The 16727-nt window shown below is 63.7% G+C and carries 17 protein-coding genes; 11 read left to right on the top strand and 6 right to left on the bottom strand.

The window, feature by feature from the left end; translation table 11 throughout:
• Positions 1–48 precede the first annotated feature (48 nt).
• The 5 genes from ACSFBL_RS28990 (at position 49) to ACSFBL_RS28970 (ending at position 3933) form a co-directional block, all read left to right on the top strand.
• Complete coding sequence (locus tag ACSFBL_RS28990; protein ID WP_435519273.1) at positions 49–876, top strand: SDR family oxidoreductase; 828 nt, start codon at positions 49–51, stop codon at positions 874–876.
• Positions 877–912: 36 nt separating this feature from the next.
• Positions 913–1896 carry an aldo/keto reductase gene (locus tag ACSFBL_RS28985; protein WP_435519272.1) on the top strand — a complete coding sequence of 328 codons (984 nt, stop codon included), beginning with the start codon at positions 913–915 and terminating at the stop codon, positions 1894–1896.
• Positions 1897–1960: 64 nt separating this feature from the next.
• Positions 1961–2560 carry an NAD(P)H-binding protein gene (locus ACSFBL_RS28980; protein ID WP_435519271.1) on the top strand — a complete coding sequence of 200 codons (600 nt, stop codon included), beginning with the start codon at positions 1961–1963 and terminating at the stop codon, positions 2558–2560.
• Between the two features lie 88 nt (positions 2561–2648).
• The gene (locus ACSFBL_RS28975) at positions 2649–3479 is read left to right on the top strand and encodes an SDR family oxidoreductase (RefSeq protein ID WP_435519270.1); all 831 of its coding nucleotides are present in this window, start codon (positions 2649–2651) and stop codon (positions 3477–3479) included.
• A 40-nt stretch (positions 3480–3519) separates the two neighbouring features.
• Positions 3520–3933, top strand: coding sequence for a (R)-mandelonitrile lyase (locus tag ACSFBL_RS28970; protein WP_435519269.1), 414 nt, complete (start codon positions 3520–3522; stop codon positions 3931–3933).
• A 485-nt stretch (positions 3934–4418) separates the two neighbouring features.
• Here ACSFBL_RS28970 and ACSFBL_RS28965 read toward each other — a convergent pair whose 3' ends face one another.
• The 5 genes from ACSFBL_RS28965 to ACSFBL_RS28945 all read right to left on the bottom strand — a co-directional run bounded on the left by ACSFBL_RS28965 (position 4419) and on the right by ACSFBL_RS28945 (position 10830).
• On the bottom strand, positions 4419–5597 hold the full coding sequence (locus ACSFBL_RS28965) for an IS91 family transposase (protein WP_435519325.1): 1179 nt from the start codon (positions 5595–5597) through the stop codon (positions 4419–4421).
• A gap of 10 nt (positions 5598–5607) precedes the next feature.
• Complete coding sequence (locus tag ACSFBL_RS28960) at positions 5608–6480, bottom strand: tyrosine-type recombinase/integrase (protein WP_435519268.1); 873 nt, start codon at positions 6478–6480, stop codon at positions 5608–5610.
• A gap of 402 nt (positions 6481–6882) precedes the next feature.
• The gene (acmB, locus tag ACSFBL_RS28955) at positions 6883–8076 is read right to left on the bottom strand and encodes a methyl acetate hydrolase AcmB (RefSeq protein WP_435519267.1); all 1194 of its coding nucleotides are present in this window, start codon (positions 8074–8076) and stop codon (positions 6883–6885) included.
• Between the two features lie 40 nt (positions 8077–8116).
• Positions 8117–9763: a flavin-containing monooxygenase gene (locus ACSFBL_RS28950; RefSeq protein ID WP_435519266.1), complete on the bottom strand. Its 1647-nt coding sequence runs from the start codon at positions 9761–9763 to the stop codon at positions 8117–8119.
• 179 nt (positions 9764–9942) lie between these two features.
• The gene (locus ACSFBL_RS28945; RefSeq protein WP_435519265.1) at positions 9943–10830 is read right to left on the bottom strand and encodes a helix-turn-helix domain-containing protein; all 888 of its coding nucleotides are present in this window, start codon (positions 10828–10830) and stop codon (positions 9943–9945) included.
• On the opposite strand from ACSFBL_RS28945, the gene ACSFBL_RS28940 reads away from it, so the two are divergent.
• From ACSFBL_RS28940 to ACSFBL_RS28930, 3 genes are all read left to right on the top strand, one after another.
• A complete protein-coding gene (locus tag ACSFBL_RS28940; protein WP_435519264.1) occupies positions 10829–11395 on the top strand; it encodes a hypothetical protein in 567 nt (188 codons plus the stop codon). The two genes, ACSFBL_RS28945 and ACSFBL_RS28940, sit on opposite strands and share 2 nt — an antisense overlap.
• Before the next feature lie 456 nt (positions 11396–11851).
• Entirely contained in the window at positions 11852–13300 is a 1449-nt protein-coding gene (locus ACSFBL_RS28935) for an IS1182 family transposase (protein WP_435519263.1), read from the top strand.
• A gap of 291 nt (positions 13301–13591) precedes the next feature.
• Positions 13592–13849 (top strand): SWIB/MDM2 domain-containing protein, encoded by a 258-nt coding sequence (locus tag ACSFBL_RS28930; protein ID WP_286656933.1) that lies wholly within the window; start codon positions 13592–13594, stop codon positions 13847–13849.
• A gap of 102 nt (positions 13850–13951) precedes the next feature.
• Here ACSFBL_RS28930 and ACSFBL_RS28925 read toward each other — a convergent pair whose 3' ends face one another.
• The gene (locus ACSFBL_RS28925) at positions 13952–14485 is read right to left on the bottom strand and encodes a hypothetical protein (protein ID WP_435519262.1); all 534 of its coding nucleotides are present in this window, start codon (positions 14483–14485) and stop codon (positions 13952–13954) included.
• Positions 14486–14683: 198 nt separating this feature from the next.
• Here ACSFBL_RS28925 and ACSFBL_RS28920 point away from each other — a divergent pair, with 198 nt between their 5' ends.
• The 3 genes from ACSFBL_RS28920 to ACSFBL_RS28910 all read left to right on the top strand — a co-directional run bounded on the left by ACSFBL_RS28920 (position 14684) and on the right by ACSFBL_RS28910 (position 16568).
• Positions 14684–14932, top strand: coding sequence for a DUF6429 family protein (locus ACSFBL_RS28920; RefSeq protein ID WP_435519261.1), 249 nt, complete (start codon positions 14684–14686; stop codon positions 14930–14932).
• Between the two features lie 60 nt (positions 14933–14992).
• On the top strand, positions 14993–15487 hold the full coding sequence (locus ACSFBL_RS28915) for a GNAT family N-acetyltransferase (RefSeq protein WP_435519260.1): 495 nt from the start codon (positions 14993–14995) through the stop codon (positions 15485–15487).
• A 202-nt stretch (positions 15488–15689) separates the two neighbouring features.
• On the top strand, positions 15690–16568 hold the full coding sequence (locus tag ACSFBL_RS28910) for a DUF6920 family protein (RefSeq protein WP_435519259.1): 879 nt from the start codon (positions 15690–15692) through the stop codon (positions 16566–16568).
• Positions 16569–16727 lie beyond the last annotated feature (159 nt).

Genomic DNA, 16727 nt, shown 5'->3' with positions numbered 1-16727 from the left:
CCGCCGCGCTTTCGTTGAAGCGAGGCCAACTCCGAAGTGAGGAATCGCATGAGCCATGTCATCGTCGTCATCGGGGCCGGATCGATCGGCCAAGCCATCGCACGTCGCGTCAGCGCTGGCAAGAAGGTCATCCTGGCCGACCTGAGCCAGCCCAGCGCCGAGGCCGCAGCCAAAATCATGCGCGACGCTGGCTTCGACGTCAGCACGGCGACCGTGGATGTGTCGTCGCGCCAGTCCGTCGATGCGCTGGTCAAGCAGGCCAGCGCGCTGGGCAACGTTTTCGGCGTCATACACGCCGCCGGCGTATCGCCTTCGCAGGCCTCGCCCCAGACCATCCTGGCCGTCGATCTCTACGGCACGGCACTGGTGCTCGAAAAGTTCGGCAACGTCATCGCCGCCGGAGGCTCGTGCGTGGTGATCTCCTCGCAGTCCGGCCATCGACTGGGTGCGCTTACTGCGGAGCAGAACAAGGCGCTTGCGCTCACGCCGACTGAAGACCTGCTGGCGCTTCCCCTGCTGGCGCCCGACCAAGTCAAGGACTCTCTCCACGCCTACCAGCTGTCCAAGCGCGGCAACACCCTGCGCGTGGCCGCAGAAGCGTTGCGCTGGGGCAAGCGCGGCGCACGGGTCAATTCGATCAGCCCGGGGATCATCATCACGCCTTTGGCGAATGACGAACTGACCGGACCGCGCGGCGCCGGCTACCGCCGAATGGTCAACCTGTGCCCGGCCAAGCGTGCGGGGACGCCCGATGAAGTCGGCAACGTGGGCGCGCTGCTGATGGGCCCGGACGGCGCCTTCATCACCGGCAGCGACTTCCTGATGGACGGGGGCGTCACGGCGTCCTACTGGTTCGGCGAACTCGCGCCGCAGTGAATCGCACTTCGTCATCGACTCGAAAGGACATTTTCCATGAAGCAACGTCAACTCGGCCGCAGCGGCCTTCACGTTTCCGCCCTTGGCCTCGGCTGCATGGGCCTGAGCTACGGGTACGGCCCCGCCACCAACCGCCAGGATGCGATCAAGCTCATCCGCGCCGCGCATGAGCGCGGCGTCACTTTCTTCGACACTGCGGAAGCTTACGGCCCCTTCATCAACGAAGAGGTCGTCGGCGAGGCCCTGGCACCGGTGCGCGACCAGGTCGTCATCGCCACCAAGTTCGGCTTCAAGGGCGGTCACGCCGACGCTGGGCTCGACAGCCGGCCCGAGCGCATCCGCCAAGTCGCGAATGAAGCCCTCAAGCGCCTGCGCACCGACCGCCTCGACCTGTTCTACCAGCACCGCGTCGATCCGAACGTGCCGATCGAGGAGATGGCTGGCACGGTCAAGGAGCTGATCGCCGAGGGGAAGGTGCGTCACTTCGGACTGTCAGAGGCTGGCGTGGAGAGCATTCGCCGCGCGCACGCAGTGCAGCCGGTTGCCGCGCTGCAGAGCGAGTATTCGATGTGGTGGCGCGAGCCCGAGCGCGAGATCCTGCCCGTCCTGGAAGAACTCGGGATCGGCTTCGTCCCCTTCAGCCCGCTCGGCAAAGGATTTCTGACGGGCGCGATCGACGCGTCGACCACGTTCGACAAGACCGACTACCGCAACTCCGTTCCGCGCTTCGCCGCGGACGCGCGAAGGGCCAACCAGGTGCTCGTGGAGCTGGTGCAACGCATTGCTGGCGCCAAGGGTGCGACGCCTGCGCAGATCGCGCTGGCCTGGTTGCTGGCGCAGAAGCCTTGGATCGTGCCCATCCCTGGCACCACGAAGCTGCATCGCCTTGAGGAGAACGTGGGCGGCGCGTCCGTCGAACTGACCGCAGACGACCTGCAGGGCATCGGCCAAGCGCTGGCCGGCATCGAGGTACAGGGCGACCGCTATTCGGCGCAGCGCCAAAAGCTCGTCAACCGCTGATCGAGGAATACATGGACAACTGCACCATCAGTCGCAAGGTCGTCGTCATGACCGGCCGGGAGCTATGGGGAACGCCATGAGGACGAATGTCCTGATCCTCGGCGCCAACGGCCAGTTAGCGCGCCACACGACGCCGTTCTTCCTGAAGCACGACGATGTTCGCCTCACTCTGTATCTGCGCCGTTCGAGCCGACTCAAGAATCCTGATCCGGCTCGCGTCCGGGTCGTCGACGGCGACGTCCTCGACCGTGCGCAGCTCGTAGAAGCGATGCATGGCCAGGACGTTGTGTATGCGAACCTCGCGGGCGACATGGCCCACCAAGCGCGCGCGATCATGGACGCGATGCACGCCGTCGGGGTCAAGCGCCTCATATTCATCAGCTCCATGGGGATCTACGGCGAGGTTCCGGGGGAGCGATACCGAAGCGTGCTGGATCCTTACCGCGACTCCGCGGCTGTCGTCGAGGCTTCCGATCTGAACTACACCAACGTTCGCCCCGGGTGGTTCACACAGGACCAGAAGATCAACTACCGGCTGACCCAGAAGGGACAACCGTTCAAAGGACACAACGTGTCGCTGAACAGTTTGTCCGACCTCGTCGTGAAACTGGCGCTCGACCCAAGCATGGAAGTTCGCCACAGCATCGGCGCAAGCAACCCCTAATGTTCAAGACCCCCCGCGACGCGGGCAGAACAACAAGATGCCCGTGAGGGCAAGAGTAGCGAGGCATCAGGCCTCAGAAGGACTCAACATGGACAAAGTCATCGTAGTGATTGGGGCTGGCGGCATCGGCCTGGCGATCGCCCGTCGCCAGGGATTCGGCAAGCTCATCGTGCTGGCCGATCTGAATGAATCTGTGCTGGCAAGCGCGGCGGAAGCCCTCAAGGCAGCGAGCTACCGTGTCAAGACCGTCGTTGCGGATGTCTCCTCGCGCGAATCCGTAAAAGCCCTTGCTGACGCCGCTGCAGCACTGGGGAGCGTCGTGCAGGTCGTTAATACCGCCGGGCTGTCGCCGAACATGGCGCCGGTTGACCGCGTGCTGGCCGTCGACCTTTACGGCTGCGCAGTCGTCTTCGAAGAGTTCGAGCGCGTCATTGCTGAAGGGGGTGCCGGGCTGATCGTTTCGAGCATGGCCGGGCACATGATGCCCGAGCTGCCTCTCGAGCAGAACCATGCCCTTGCCTTCACGCCTGCGGACGACCTCCTGGCACTCCCTTTCCTGCAACGAGACACCGTGCCCAATTCAATGGTGAGGTACGTGTATGCGAAGCGGGCCAACCATCTGCGAGTGAAGGCGGCCGCCATGAGTTGGGGAGAGCGCGGTGCGCGCGTGAACTCGATCAGCCCCGGCATCGTCATGACTCCGCTGGCTCGACATGAACTCGACTCACCGATCGGCGAAGGCTACCGCGCGATGATCGATGCTTCGCCCACGAAGCGGATGGCCCCGCCGGAGGAAATTGCCATCGCGGCCAGCTACCTGCTCGGCGACGACGCGGGATTCGTTACGGGAAGCGACCTGCTGATCGACGGTGGCGTCATCGCTGCAATGTTTTCCGGCAAGCTGCCCAGCCCGACCTGAAGCTCGTCGTGTCATCTACGTCTCAAGCAAGGATCGAAATATGAAAATCACGCGCAATGGCAGCAGACCCTCCGTCAAGGGGCCGGCTTCTTGGTTCACCGGCAACGTCCGCATCGACAGCGGCTTTCAAGCCGAAGACGAGGGGCGGTCCGGCGGCGCGATCGTCACCTTCGAGCCTGGTGCTCGAACCAACTGGCACAGCCATCCGGGTGGTCAGACGCTGGTCGTTCTTTCAGGCGTCGGATGGACGCAGTGCGAGGGCGGCGATCGAACCGAGATCCGCGCAGGAGATGTGGTCTGGTGCCCCTGCCGCAAGCGGCATTGGCATGGCGCATCGCTCACCACGGCCATGTCGCACCTCGCGATCACCGAGATGATCGACGGCAAGAATGTGGAGTGGATGGAGCCGGTGACCGACCTCCAGTATGAAGCGGGGCCGCTTATAACTGGCTAACCACAGCGCCGTCTCGCGCACGCTGCCTCCGCGAAGTTCGTTATTGCGCATCCTAACGGGAAGGCGACCGGGGCGGCGTGAGCGACTGCTTTGCAGCATCGAGATCCGAAAAGCGTTCGTCTGCTGTGGTGAAGGGTTGTCCGACACCTGCCCTTGGGGCGCACAGACACCGGCACGACAACAGCTTGAGGGCAGGTGTTGGATAGGCCCCCAGGGAGGAAACCGCGGAATTCAACGCAAGAGTTCGGTACGGCACGCGCCTATGGCGATTCGAACTTCGACGCGCGCACTGCTGTCGACGAAGGAGCTGGTCAATGGGCTGAGAATGGTGGCAAGGGGCCGCCGATCGCGCCCGGCGCCTCGTCTCACGCAGTAGGCAGATGGGTCCGCCGAGGGGGTTTGCAGTTCGAGGGCAAGGCGCCCCCGCGTCGGCATTGGCAGACGAAGCGCGCGAGCGTGATGCGGAGAGTGACTTGGTGTTGCCGTCATGGCGGTCGAGCCTGCCGAGGGATTGCCTGGTCGCGCATGATGATCGCCAGAACAATCATGGGATGGCCGCAGTGCGGGCAGGAAAAGGTCGTCGAGATGGCGCTGGATTCGACTTCGGCATCCGGGACTGTCCTGACCTCCTGGTGCAGCAACTCGCGAGCGAGTGCGAGGCTGGCGGTACGCGCTCCGTTGGCCAGCAGCCCATAGTGGCGGATGCGATGGAAACCGCTGGGCAGCACATGCAGCAGGAAGCGCCGCATGAATTCCGCGACATCGAGCGTCATCGTCTTCAAGCGTGTGCGGCCCTTGGAGCGATAGTCCTTCCAACGGAAGGTGACGCCGCGTTCGTCAAGAGCGAGTAGCCGGCTGTTGGAGATCGCAACTCGGTGCGTGTAGCGCGAGAGATAGGCCAGCACCGCCTCGGGGCCGGCGAACGGGCGCTTGGCGTAGACCACCCATTCGCACTTGCGTAGCGGGGCGAGCCAGTCGGCGAAGGCCTTTGCGTCGGCCAGTGCGGCGTGCTCGCCGAAGAATCGCAGCCGGCCGGCATGATGCGCGTTCTGGAGCTCTTCGAGGAAGCGCCGCCGGAAGAGGCGCGACAGCACACGCACAGGCAAGAAGAATCCCGGCCGACAGGCGATCCAGCGTTCGCCGTCGGGCGCCACTCCGCCGCCCGGAACAACTCCATGCACATGAGGATGATGCGTCAGAGCCGATCCCCAGGTGTGCAGCACGAGTGTTGCGCCGATGCTGGCGCCGAGGTGCTTCGGGTCGGCCGCGATGGTCATCAGGGTCTCGGCGGCCATGTCGAACAGCAAGGAATAGATCGTGACCTTGTTGTAGTAGGCGATCGCGCTGATCGGTGCCGGCAAGGTGAAGACGACGTGGTAGTACTCCACCGGCAGCAGATCGGCCTGCCGGGCATCCAGCCAGCGTCTTGCCGCGCTGGCCTGGCACTTCGGGCAATGCCGGTTGCGGCATGAGTTGTAGGCGATCTGGTCGTATCCGCAACCCTCGCAGCGCAGCACATGGCCTCCCAGCGCCGCGCTGCGGCACTGTTCGATGGCCGACATGACCTTGAGCTGGCCCAGGCTCAGATGACCGCGCTGCGCCTTGCGCCAGTCAGGACCGTAAGTTCGGAAGATGTCGGCAACCTCCGTGGCGCGATGCGCCATGAAGACGCAGCTACGCGGGCTGCCCCTCCAGTGGACTGACAACTTCACGCAGTACCCTCGTGCCTACGTGGGTGTAAATGGACGTGGTCTCCAGCTTCTTGTGCCCAAGCATCACCTGGATCACGCGAATGTCCACCTTCTGCTCCAGCAGGTGGGTGGCGAAGCTGTGGCGCAACGTGTGCATCGACACACGCTTGTCGATTCGAGCTGCTGCGGCGGCAGCGACAACGGCACGATTGAGCTGGCGCGCAGTCAACGGGTTCACCGGGTCCATGCCCGGGAACAGCCAGCCATGGGGCAGCATCTTGCCCTGCGAGTGAGCCAGTCGCCACCAGGCGCGCAGCCGCTCCAGCAGTACGGGCGAGAGCATCGCATAGCGATCCTTCTGGCCCTTGCCCTGTTCGACGCGCAGCGTCATGCGCTGGCTGTCGATGTCGTCGATCTTCAGCGCGACGATCTCACCCACGCGCAGCCCGGTGCCGTACGCAATGGAGAGTGCGGTCTGGTACTTGAGGTTGGAAGCTGCGGCGATCAGGCGCATCGCCTCGTCTCGGCTGAGTACCACCGGCAACTTCTGCGGAACACGCACATAAGTCATCTTGGCCATCGCGTCGTCGCGCCCGAGCGTGACGTCGAAGAAGAATCGCAAGGCCGTGATGGTTGCGTTGATCGTGATGGCCGAGACGCCGCGATCGACCAGGTGCAGCTGAAAGCGCCGGAGGTCCTCCGCGGTGGCGGTGTCAGGGGAGCGCTGAAGGAAGGCGGCGAGGTATCGCACGGCACGGATGTAGCCGGTCTCAGTCCTGGGTCGAAGCTTGCGCAGGCGCATGTCGTCCAGCATGCGCTGGCGCAAAGGCGAGATGGATTGGATGGATGCGGTCATGGTCGTGCTCCTGTCGAAGGACGAGGCCGATTGCCTCGCACCCAACATAAGCAGGGACGCAATGACTGAGGACGCCGTGGTCTTGGCGGCGGGCTACCGCGGCAGCGGTTTAGTCCATGGGCCCGTTGCGGGCCTTCAGCATCGAGGGAAGCTGACCTTCGACAAAGTTACTGAGCGGCCAGCTGCTGCCGCTCGCGACGGGCAGCTTCAGGGCAGCAGGAACTTGTTGGTGGCTTTGCCCAGCGCTGCCAGCACCAAGACCGTTTCACTGGGCTATGGCGGTGGCGCCTACAGCGTAGCGGGGCTTCACCACGGCAGGCTGGCCACCCACTGGCGCCCAAGTCTGTCTTGCGGCGCGCGCCCACCGCGTTGTTCGGCCGCATCGGGCGCGAGCGCAGCGGGTCAGGCTATTGCCGCCGTCTTCAAGTGAGCGTACACCGCCGTCTCCAGGTTCATGTAGCCGACGAAGGACGCCGGATCCCCGAATGGCAGGATCTGGGTCGCCCAGAAGCCCCCAATGCCGTTCTTACGGTCGATCCAGTAGAAGAGATTGGCCAGCCCGGCCCAACCGAGTGCGCCGGCCGGCCGGCCGGTAGGCGCCTCTTCGTCGTTCACCATGAACGGCAGCGACCACGATTTCGATTGGCCCGGGAAGAACTCGGCGTCGTTCGACAGCGATGGAATGACCCCGGGCAGCATCGTCACCTTGAGGAGCCCAAGGTGGTTGCGCTCTGCCATGCGCACCGTCTCGGGCTTGAGCACCTGGCCTTGCTCGCCGCGGCCGTCGTTGAGCCACATGCGGATGAAGCGCATGTAGTCGCCCACCGTGCCATACAGGCCGTGGCCACCCATGTGGACTTCCGGCGCCGACGGCAGCTCGAAGTCCATCGGTGCGAGCGAACCGTCGGCGTTGCGCGCGTGCATGCCGGCCAGCCGCGCGCGCAGGCCGTCGTGCAACCCGAAGGTCATGTCGCGCATGCCTAGCGGGTTGAAGATGCGGGTCTGGAACACGTCCCCCAGGCGCTGGCCGGTGATGCCTTCGACCACCTGCCCCACCCAGTCGAGGTTGGAGCCGTACTCCCACTTTTCGCCCGGGTCGAACAGCAGCGGCGTCATCAGCGCAGCCTTCGATGCCGTGATGACGCTCGGCTGTCCCTTCTGCTCGGCCAGCCGCGCGTAGGTGGCGTTGAAGAAGTCGTACCCGAAACCGGCGGTGTGTGTCAGCAACGCCTTCGTCGTCACCTCGCGCTTCGGGGCGCGCAGCCGCGGTTCTCCGTTGGCATCGAAGCCCTCGATGACCTGCAGGCGGCCGATGTCGGGAGCGTACTTGCGTGCGGGCGCATCCAGGTCGAGGCGACCTTCCTCGACGAGCTGCAGCGCCGCCGTCGCGGTGATTGCCTTGGTCGTCGAGAACAACGCAAAGGCGTCGTTGGTCGTCATCGCCTGGTCGCGGTCGAGCCGGCGCACACCGGCCGCGCCCTCGTAGATGTTGCGCTCGCGGTCGGTGACCATCGCAACGACACCGGGCACACGCGGGTTCGACGTGACCACTCCATTGAGGATGGCGTCGGCGGCTTGCTTGAAATTGGCATTCATGCTGTTGTCTCCATGGTGATTGCACTTCGTCGGGTCTGGGCTACTGCATCTCGAAGCCGGCGTAGCCATCGGCTGCGACCTGGTCGCACTTCTGACGGTAGGTGCCGACGCCGCCGGTGTACGACAGCACGCGGCGCGGCTTGCCCGGCACGTTGGATCCCGAATACCACGAGTTGGTTTTCGAGATCAAGGTGGCATTGGCGGTCTCGTCGTGGTGCGCAACCCAACGGTCCTGCGCTTCCCGAGTCGCCTCGATGACCTTCTTGTCCCGGCCGCGCATGAAGCGGATGCAGTTGCTGATCCACTCGGTCTGCTGCTGCAGGCAGGTCGTCATGTTGCACAGGGCGGCAGACGGCGCCAGCGGCACGGCCGTGGTGAACATGTTCGGATACCCGTGCACCTGCAAGCCCATCATCGTGCGGATGTCGCGGCCCCAATCCTCCGTCAGCGAGCGGCCACCGCGGCCGCGGATGTCGATGCGGGTCAATGCCCCGGTGCCCGCGTCGAAGCCAGTCGCCAGGATGATGACGTCGAGCGCGTACAGCGTGCCGTCCGCCAACTCGATGCCCTCGGGTGTCACCCGCGCGATCGGGTTGTCCTTGATGCTGACCGCCTCGACGTTGGGTCGGTGGTAGACCTCCAGGTAGTTGGTCTCGAGCGGCACGCGGTGCGTACCGAAGCCGTAGTCGGTCGGGATCAGCAGCTCGCACAGGCGCGGGTCCTCCAGGCGGGCCCGCATCTTGCCGCGCACGAATGCCGAGATCTCCTCACTCACCTGCGCGTCGAAGAACATCTCGGCAAAGGACGCCAGCCACAACTTGAGCGAGCCGTTGGCGTGGATGTCCTCCAGGACGGCGAGCCGTTGCGCGGGCGTCAGGTCGGCCCAGACGTGCTTGAAGTCGTACTCGAAGCCGGTGAAGGTGTTCGGCACGGTGGCCTTCAGCTCCTCGAAGCGGGCCTTGTAGGCCGCCACTTCCTCGGGACCGTACTTGGGGCTCTTCATCGGAAGCACGTATTGCGGCGTGCGCACGAACACCTTGAGCTGGCCGACCTGGCTGGCAATCGTCTGGATCACCTGGATGCCGGTGGCGCCAATGCCGACCACGCCGACGCGCTTGCCTGCCAGGTCGACCGGATCGCGTGGCCAGCGCGAAGTGTGGAAGATCCGGCCCTTGAAGCTGTCCTGCCCAGGGAAAAGGTTTTCCATCGGCGCCGACAACATGCCGCCGCAGGTGACGACGAACTGGCTGTCGATGACCTCGTCGCGGTCGGTGCGCACTGTCCAGCGCCCACTGTCTTCGTTGTAGTGTGCACTCGTGATCGTGGTCGAGAACTGGATGTCGCGGCGCAGGTCGAGCTTGTCGGCCACGTACTGCATCCAGCGCTCGATCTCGGGTTGCGCGGGGAAGCGCTCGCTCCAGCTCCAGTCCTTGTAGAGGTCCTCGGAGAACAGGTATTGGTAGATGTAGGACTCGGAGTCGAACTTCGCCCCGGGATACGTGTTCCAGTACCAGGTGCCGCCGACATTAGCGGCGGTGTCGTAGGCGCGAACCATCAGACCTTGCTCGCGCAACATGTGCAACTGGTACAGCCCGGCGACGCCAGCGCCGATGATGACGGCGTCGAGTTTCAGCGGCTGGTTGGTGGTCTGCTGCGGCGCGCTGGCCGCCACGTGGGTCGTGCTCATCGAAGGTCTCCTTTGCATCGGTGCTTGCTGCCGGCGGCCCGCCCGGGTCGTCGTCGCAGCGAGAGCAGAAGGTATTCCTCGTAGGGTCGAGGCGTCTTGAAGGATGTGGACAGTTCTTTGAACGATTCCAGGGCTCCGGGAAGACCCTGACGCGTAGCGCGCTGCGCGTCCGCTCGGCATCAGACCTGGCTGCGGTACTGGCCGGGCGTCATGCCCAGCTTGGCGCGAAACATCCGCGTCATGTGCGCCTGGTCGGAGAAGCCGACGGCTGCGGCGATCTCCTTCAGCGACAGGTCGCCCACGCGCAGCAGGTGCCTGGCGCGCTGGATGCGCCGCTCAACGACAAAGGCATACGCCGACGCGTTCAGCGTGCGCCGCAAGTGCCGGTTCAGCGTCCAGACGCCCATGCCGAGGGCTTGAGCCATGTCCTCCAAAGTGATGCTGTGGTGCAGGTGGGCATCCACATAGTCTTCGAGCCGACGGATCTCCCGGTCGGACAGCCGGCAGGCGTCGCCAGGCGCCTTGAATTTGCAGGTGGCATAAGTCCTGAGCAGGTGGACCGCCAGTTGCACCGAAAGCGCTTCGGCGTACATCGGCCCGCCGACGCCTTGCTGCATCGCTTCGCGCGTCACCTCGCCGGCGATGTGGCCGACGATCGGGTCGGAGCCGCGCAACACGTCGTCCAGCTGGACCTCGGCGACCGCCTTGCCCTGCATGTCGCTGGCGACGCGGCACATCAGCTCATCGGTGAGATACACGTGCGAGACTTCGACGTCCTCGGTCCAGTGCCAATGCGAGTCGACCGCCCGCGACAGCAGCGAAAAGTGCCCGGGGTCGCAGGTCGTGCGGGTCCACCGGCCGTCGAACTGGCGGTCCATCGGCGTCTCGCCACGGCGGTAGTGCACGATCATGAAACAGGCCATCGGCGGAATCTCGACATCCTGGCCCCGGTAGCGGTAGCTTCGCTGCGCGACGTCCTTCCAGCCGAGCGCGTCGCTGGCGCTGAGGATCTCGCCGGGCACCCAGATCGGAAGCTCGGCCACCGAAATCAAGCCTGGACGGTTCATGCTGGACCTCGACGTGTTCGGGAGGGCGGTCTATTTCAACGTGCCCCATGCGCGTGTGGGTGGGGCGGCGGGCGTGGCCCGCCACCCATGCAGGCGACGGCCTTTCGTGACCAGCGTATGCCTTGCTGAGCCAGCATGCAACCAAGAGGCGGTGGATGCCATGGGCTTTTCCGGCGAACATGTGCAACTGGTCGCAACGGTTGGGAACGCAGCGATCCTGTGGCGGCGACTGCAAGGCAGTGTGTCGCGGCCGGCGCTGGGTGCTGCGTCGAAGATTCCGCCGGCGCGACCGCAACGCAGCATCCCCCCGCTCAAGATGCCGACGGCCCGTGGTTGGGCGCCGAGGCGAACGCCGGTAGAGGCGCCCGGTCTCCAAGTCAATGCCCTCACCCCCGGCCTCAGGCATCCGAGCTGGGTCCACGCGCTGCCCGACGGCGACGTTCCCGTCGCCGGGGCCTTGTTCCCTCCGGGGCCCGTCAAGGCTCTCTTCGGCGACGCCATGGTCAGCACGATGGGGCGCGGCGGCCGTTTGCGCCAGTCCGAACCGCATTACGTTGTTGTGTGACGCGCGACGGCGACGACGTAGCCAAGACGCGCGAGAGCGTGGTCGGCGCGAAAAGTATGGCAACTCAACGGTGGCCCTGACCCTGGCCATTGCGAGTCAATCGCGAAACCCTCTGCGTCCGACGTCGCAACGCCATGTCAACACTTGCAATGGCCGCGTCAGGCCAAGTCGACGAAGGACAGCTTCACGGCAATGAGTTCGCGTGCGCGTACGACTGCTTGGGGTCGAGGGCGGCGTCGAGCGGCCGCTTTCTGGAAACCACATTGAATGGCTGGTGATGGCCGCGAGTACCAATTCGCGGCTGTGCTTGGCAGCGGACGTTCGGCGTGCTCGCCCGGTTGGCCCAGGGCCGCTATCAGCAAGCTTGACGAACTGGAAGTCCCGGCCGAGCCTGTGTGGAAACTCTCCTGATGGTCGCCTATATTGAGCCAACCCGTCTGAGCGAGGTGGTGGCCTATGAAGCGATTCATCGAAGGCGAGGACCGGCAGCAGGTGACGCTGCTGCCCGAATGCCTTGACGACTATATCGGTGACGACAACCCCGTACGAGTCGTCGATGCCTTCGTCGAGGAACTTGATCTCTATGCACTGGGCTTCGAAGGCGTCGAACCTGCTGCCACTGGACGCCCCTCATATCACCCCTCGGTCCTGCTGAAGCTCTACATCTACGGTTACCTGAACCGTATCCAGTCCAGCCGCCGCCTGGAGCGCGAAGCGCAGCGCAACGTCGAAATGATGTGGCTCACCGGCCGGTTGGCGCCGGACTTCAAGACCATCGCCGACTTCCGCCACGACAACGGAGCAGGCATTCGCAATGTCTGCCGCCGCTTCGTCATCCTGTGCCGCGAACTCAAGCTGTTCACGCATGCCATCGTGGCCATCGACGGCAGCAAGTTCAAGGCGGTCAACAGTCGCGACCGCAACTTCACCCCCGGCAAGATCGACGGTCGTAAGAAGCAGATCGAACAAAGCATCCAGCGTTACCTCGACGCGCTGGAGACAGCCGACCGCACGCAGCCCCCGGAGGTCGAGGCCAAGACCGAGCGGCTGCAGTACAAGATCAAGAAGCTGCGGGAACAGATGAAGAAACTCGATGAGACCAAGGAAGAGTTGAAGAAGGAGCCTGATGGGCAGCGCTCGCTCACCGATCCCGACGCACGTTCGATGAACTCGCAGGCCAAGGGCTCGGGCCTGGTGGGCTACAACGTCCAGGCGGCCGTCGATGCCAGGCACCACTTGATCGTGGCGCACGAGGTGACGAACGCAGGCCACGATCGCGCGCAACTCAGCAAGATAGCAAAGGCTGCGCGCGAGGCGATGGGCAAGACCAAGCTGCAGGCTCTTGCCGATCGCGGGTACTTCAACGGCACGGAACTCAAGGCCTGCGAGGACATCGGCATCACGACGTACGTGCCCAAGCCCATGACCTCGAACGCCAAGGCCGAGGGGCGCTTCGACAAGAGCGACTTCATCTATATAGCGAAGGACGACGAGTATCAGTGTCCCGTCGGGCAGCGGGCCATCTATAGGTTCAACACGTTAGAGAAGAACGGCAACGAGGGTCGCGTCTACTGGACAAGCGCTTGTCCCAGGTGCCCTATCAAGGATCAATGCACGCCTAGCGACTATCGGCACATCCGTCGATGGGAGCACGAGGAGGTTCTTGAACGTGTCCAGCAACGCTTAGACCGTAAGCCCGTCGCGATGACGTTGCGAAGATGCACCGTGGAGCACGTGTTCGGGACCCTTAAACACTGGATGGGATGGACCCACTTCCTGACGAAGAAACTGGAAAATGTAAACACCGAGATGAGCTTGCATGTGCTGGCTTACAACATGAAGCGAGTGATCGCGATCTTGGGTATCTCCAGAACGATGAAGGCAATCAGGTTGCTGGGGGCGTGAGCCCTTTGACGTTGTCTGCAGCTCGCGGATCAACTCAGGAGCATGGTCAAGGGACACGGTTGCGCGACAAGACTACTGGATGACTCCATCGCGGAATGTCGGTGGTCCGTTCGGCATGTCACAAGTCAAAGCCGTTTGCACACGGCCTCGGCCAACACCGGACCTTCATGCCTGCCTTCCAGTTTGCCACGTACTGACCGACGTACATGCCCCACAACCGCAGCTCGGAGCTGCGCTCAGCGAAACAGTTTGGGGGGTGTTCGTAGAATTCACCGCTTTACCGAGACAATCATGACCACTGCCAAGAAGCAAACGGCGTTCACACGCCCCCTGACACCAAGCGTCGAGCTCGCAGCCGTCATTGGCTCCGCACCCCAGCCTCGAACCGAGGTCACCAAGCTGCTGTGGGACTACATCAAGTTGAACAACCTCCAAAACCCAGCGAACAAGCGCAATATCCTTTGTGATGCCAAGCTTCAAGCGGTGATGGGCAAGCCCGAGGTGACGATGTTCGAAATGTCGGGTCTTGTTGGGAAGCACCTGTCCTGAAGAGCGTTGCCGCACGCACGCAGCGGCTCCGCCCGGCTAGGAGCCGACCCGGTCGGTGACCGGCCCCAGACGACGGCCGGAAGCCGACTCTGGCTGTCGTCGTCAATCGACGGTGTCGTACTCCACCAGCAAGTCGCTCATGGCTTCGTCGACTCCGCAGCCGATGTTCCGACTGAGGTCATGCACGAGGTCCAGTCGTTCCATGAGCAGCGGTCGCTGCGCATCCGGCAGTCTCGCAATCGCCTGCAGTGCCCGCTCGAACATGCGCACCAGCGCGACGAAGAAACCCTCGTCCTGAAGACCAACCTCAACGCTGAAGCCTATCGCGCGCTCACAGTAAAAGACCATCAATTCTGCCAAGCCCTCAGCATGGCCAATGGCCTTCCTGTAGTCCGAGATGGACTTCTTGGCCTTGGCCACGGACGCATGCTGGTGTCGCAACATGTCGGGCCAGAGCCAACGGTTGATGTTTGCCTTGTATGGCTCCAGGACATCTTCGCCCAGTCCAAAACGAGCGTGAAGAAAGACTTGGTTGTCTCGATTGGCGGCGTACAGGTCATGCACGAGGCCGACCAGGCCGTCGTGGTCGAAAAGGGTCAGCTTGGCCTTGACGTCGTTCCAGGATGCCGCTTTCATCTTGCTTGCCTTCATCTCTGTACGCTGCCCAAAACTAAGCCAGCAGTCCCCCGCCCGGCGGGCGGGCCGTGTGGCTGGCTTGGGCCGAATGACCAAAGTACCATCGTAGGGGAACCGCCGCCGTGCGGCCGGCTGTAGCCAATCATTGATGGGCCATTGAAGAAGGTCCATCGTCCTGATGAACAGAGGAACGACGCCATGAAATACGACATGGTCAAAGTCGAGGAGGCGCTTCTGGCTCTGCTCGGAGTCTTCGAGTTCGAGAACGGACGCGTGTGGAAGCGCTATGACTTCGCAACCATGGATGGGCTGCATGAAAAAGGGCTCGTCACTGAACCCCACGGCAAGCAAGAGTCCGTCTATCTGACCGACGAGGGTCTGCGGCGCGCCAAGGAACTCGCGGCGAAGCACTTTGGAGCCAACGGGCCGGTGCCGGAGCGCCGATAGCTGCGGCAGAATCCGGCAGCCACTAGCGGTCTTTCCCACCCGCGATGAAAGAATCCGGTCATGCGTCTGAGGAAGTTGGAGCCACACGAAGCGAGTCTCCTGCGCGAGCTGCGGCTGAGAGCGCTTCAGGACGCACCAAGTTCGTTTCGCGACAAGTACGCCGATATAGCGGCGCGACCGTCGTCGTATTGGGAAGATTTGACTCGCTCCGTCACGGAGGCCGACCAGAACGTCATGTTTCTTGCGTACGAGGAAAACATGCCCATTGGCTCGGCATTCGGGCTTGTCGACCGTGTGCGACGCAAAACCGGCGGCGTCGGCGGAATGTGGGTAGACCCCATGAGGCGGAGGCGGGGTATCGGCGTGGCTCTGCTCCGAGCGGTTGTCAATTGGGCCCGCGAGCGAGACTTCGAGCGTCTCAGATTGTGGTGCGTGGTGGACGCCGTCGGCCCAGATTCGCTGTACCGCAATATTGGCTTCCAGGAGACCGGAATCCAACAGCCGCTGTCCGCAGAATCGACGCTCCGCGTCGCAGAAATGGAACTGCTACTCTGATTGGCAGGCGTTCTCGCGCCTCCATCGGCAGGCGCCCACGAGCGGTCATACGCCATGACCTGTCGAAGGTCCGCTCTTGGTCGCGTACCGGGTGTTCAAGCGGGTGGCTACAGCTTTGATTCTGCGCCCGGACCAGGCTGATGTCGTGGCTCAGCAGTCCTAACAGGCCGGCCCCGGTGACAGCGACCGCATACATTTGGCGATGCTGACTTGGTTGCTCTCGCTCGCTCTGGCCCTGTCCTTGCTGGCTGCGGCCGTCTTGGGTGTGTCTGCTTACGGGAAGCGGCGGTGGGCCGACACTGCAGCGGTGCTGGTGGGCACGCTTGAAGCAACCCAGATCGACGATGCGGGTCATTCGCCCGTCACAGACCGCGTCCACTTCCGCGAACTCCAAAGCCTGCCCGCACCGGTGCAGCGCTACTTTCGTGCCGCGCTGACCGAAGGACAACCGATCATCTCGGCATTGACCGTCGAGCTGGTTGGCACCTTCAACCTGTCTCCCACCTCGGAGCGGTGGAAGCCGTTCACCTCGCGGCAAAGGATCGTCACCTGCCGGCCCGGCTTCCTGTGGGACGCTGAGATCGTTGTGCTGCCCGGGTTGGCGGTGCGAGTGCTCGACGCCTACATCGGGGGCCGAGGCATGCTTCGCGCGGCGGTGCTTGGCCTGTTCCAGGTGGCCGCCCTTCACGGCGATGGTGAGATCGCCCGCGGCGAGCTCTTCCGCTTCTTCGCCGAAGCGGCGTGGTATCCGACGGCGCTTTTGCCGAGCCAGGGTGTTCGCTGGGACGCTATCGACGACCACTCTGCATATGCGACGCTCGTGGATGGCCCACTGACGCTGAGACTGCTATTCCGATTCGACGACGCCGGCTTGATCGACTCGGTTCGTGCGGAGGCGCGCGGCGCCATGGTCGGCCGAGAAATGGTCATGATCCCGTGGGAGGCCCGGTGGTCGGACTATCGGACGCGAAACGGCATGACAGTGCCGAACGTCGGCGAGGTCGAGTGGCTTTGGCCGGAAGGGCGCAGGAGCTACTTCCGCGGCACGGTGACGTCAATCCGCTTCGAGTTTCTGTCGTGAACAAGGGCAAGCGCGTCGCTGGAGCGGCCCGACTTCCGCAGGTTCAACCGAACAGCGCGGCTTCCCGTTTGCAGGCTCGTCAGTGACGCCCCAGTCCTTACGACAACGCACACAGACGGATGCTCGTCTGTTATGAGCGGCGGCGCACAGACCACGGGG

The sequence above is a fragment of the Variovorax glacialis genome, from assembly GCF_051216375.1.
Classification (GTDB): domain Bacteria; phylum Pseudomonadota; class Gammaproteobacteria; order Burkholderiales; family Burkholderiaceae_C; genus Variovorax.
Note: the sequence above shows the minus strand (reverse complement) of the source record. Positions and strands in the feature narration are given on the sequence as shown.

Excerpts from the sequence above, each read along its gene's own strand:
- ACSFBL_RS28950 (WP_435519266.1), bottom strand. The coding sequence starts at position 9,763 with ATGAGCACGACCCACGTGGCGGCCAGCGCGCCGCAGCAGACCACCAAC.
- ACSFBL_RS28915 (WP_435519260.1), top strand. The coding sequence starts at position 14,993 with ATGCGTCTGAGGAAGTTGGAGCCACACGAAGCGAGTCTCCTGCGCGAG.
- ACSFBL_RS28975 (WP_435519270.1), top strand. The coding sequence starts at position 2,649 with ATGGACAAAGTCATCGTAGTGATTGGGGCTGGCGGCATCGGCCTGGCG.
- ACSFBL_RS28965 (WP_435519325.1), bottom strand. The coding sequence starts at position 5,597 with ATGGCGCATCGCGCCACGGAGGTTGCCGACATCTTCCGAACTTACGGT.
- ACSFBL_RS28990 (WP_435519273.1), top strand. The coding sequence starts at position 49 with ATGAGCCATGTCATCGTCGTCATCGGGGCCGGATCGATCGGCCAAGCC.
- ACSFBL_RS28930 (WP_286656933.1), top strand. The coding sequence starts at position 13,592 with ATGACCACTGCCAAGAAGCAAACGGCGTTCACACGCCCCCTGACACCA.
- ACSFBL_RS28945 (WP_435519265.1), bottom strand. The coding sequence starts at position 10,830 with ATGAACCGTCCAGGCTTGATTTCGGTGGCCGAGCTTCCGATCTGGGTG.
- ACSFBL_RS28920 (WP_435519261.1), top strand. The coding sequence starts at position 14,684 with ATGAAATACGACATGGTCAAAGTCGAGGAGGCGCTTCTGGCTCTGCTC.
- ACSFBL_RS28910 (WP_435519259.1), top strand. The coding sequence starts at position 15,690 with ATGCTGACTTGGTTGCTCTCGCTCGCTCTGGCCCTGTCCTTGCTGGCT.
- ACSFBL_RS28970 (WP_435519269.1), top strand. The coding sequence starts at position 3,520 with ATGAAAATCACGCGCAATGGCAGCAGACCCTCCGTCAAGGGGCCGGCT.
- acmB (WP_435519267.1), bottom strand. The coding sequence starts at position 8,076 with ATGAATGCCAATTTCAAGCAAGCCGCCGACGCCATCCTCAATGGAGTG.
- ACSFBL_RS28935 (WP_435519263.1), top strand. The coding sequence starts at position 11,852 with ATGAAGCGATTCATCGAAGGCGAGGACCGGCAGCAGGTGACGCTGCTG.
- ACSFBL_RS28960 (WP_435519268.1), bottom strand. The coding sequence starts at position 6,480 with ATGACCGCATCCATCCAATCCATCTCGCCTTTGCGCCAGCGCATGCTG.
- ACSFBL_RS28925 (WP_435519262.1), bottom strand. The coding sequence starts at position 14,485 with ATGAAAGCGGCATCCTGGAACGACGTCAAGGCCAAGCTGACCCTTTTC.
- ACSFBL_RS28940 (WP_435519264.1), top strand. The coding sequence starts at position 10,829 with ATGCTGGACCTCGACGTGTTCGGGAGGGCGGTCTATTTCAACGTGCCC.
- ACSFBL_RS28985 (WP_435519272.1), top strand. The coding sequence starts at position 913 with ATGAAGCAACGTCAACTCGGCCGCAGCGGCCTTCACGTTTCCGCCCTT.
- ACSFBL_RS28980 (WP_435519271.1), top strand. The coding sequence starts at position 1,961 with ATGGGGAACGCCATGAGGACGAATGTCCTGATCCTCGGCGCCAACGGC.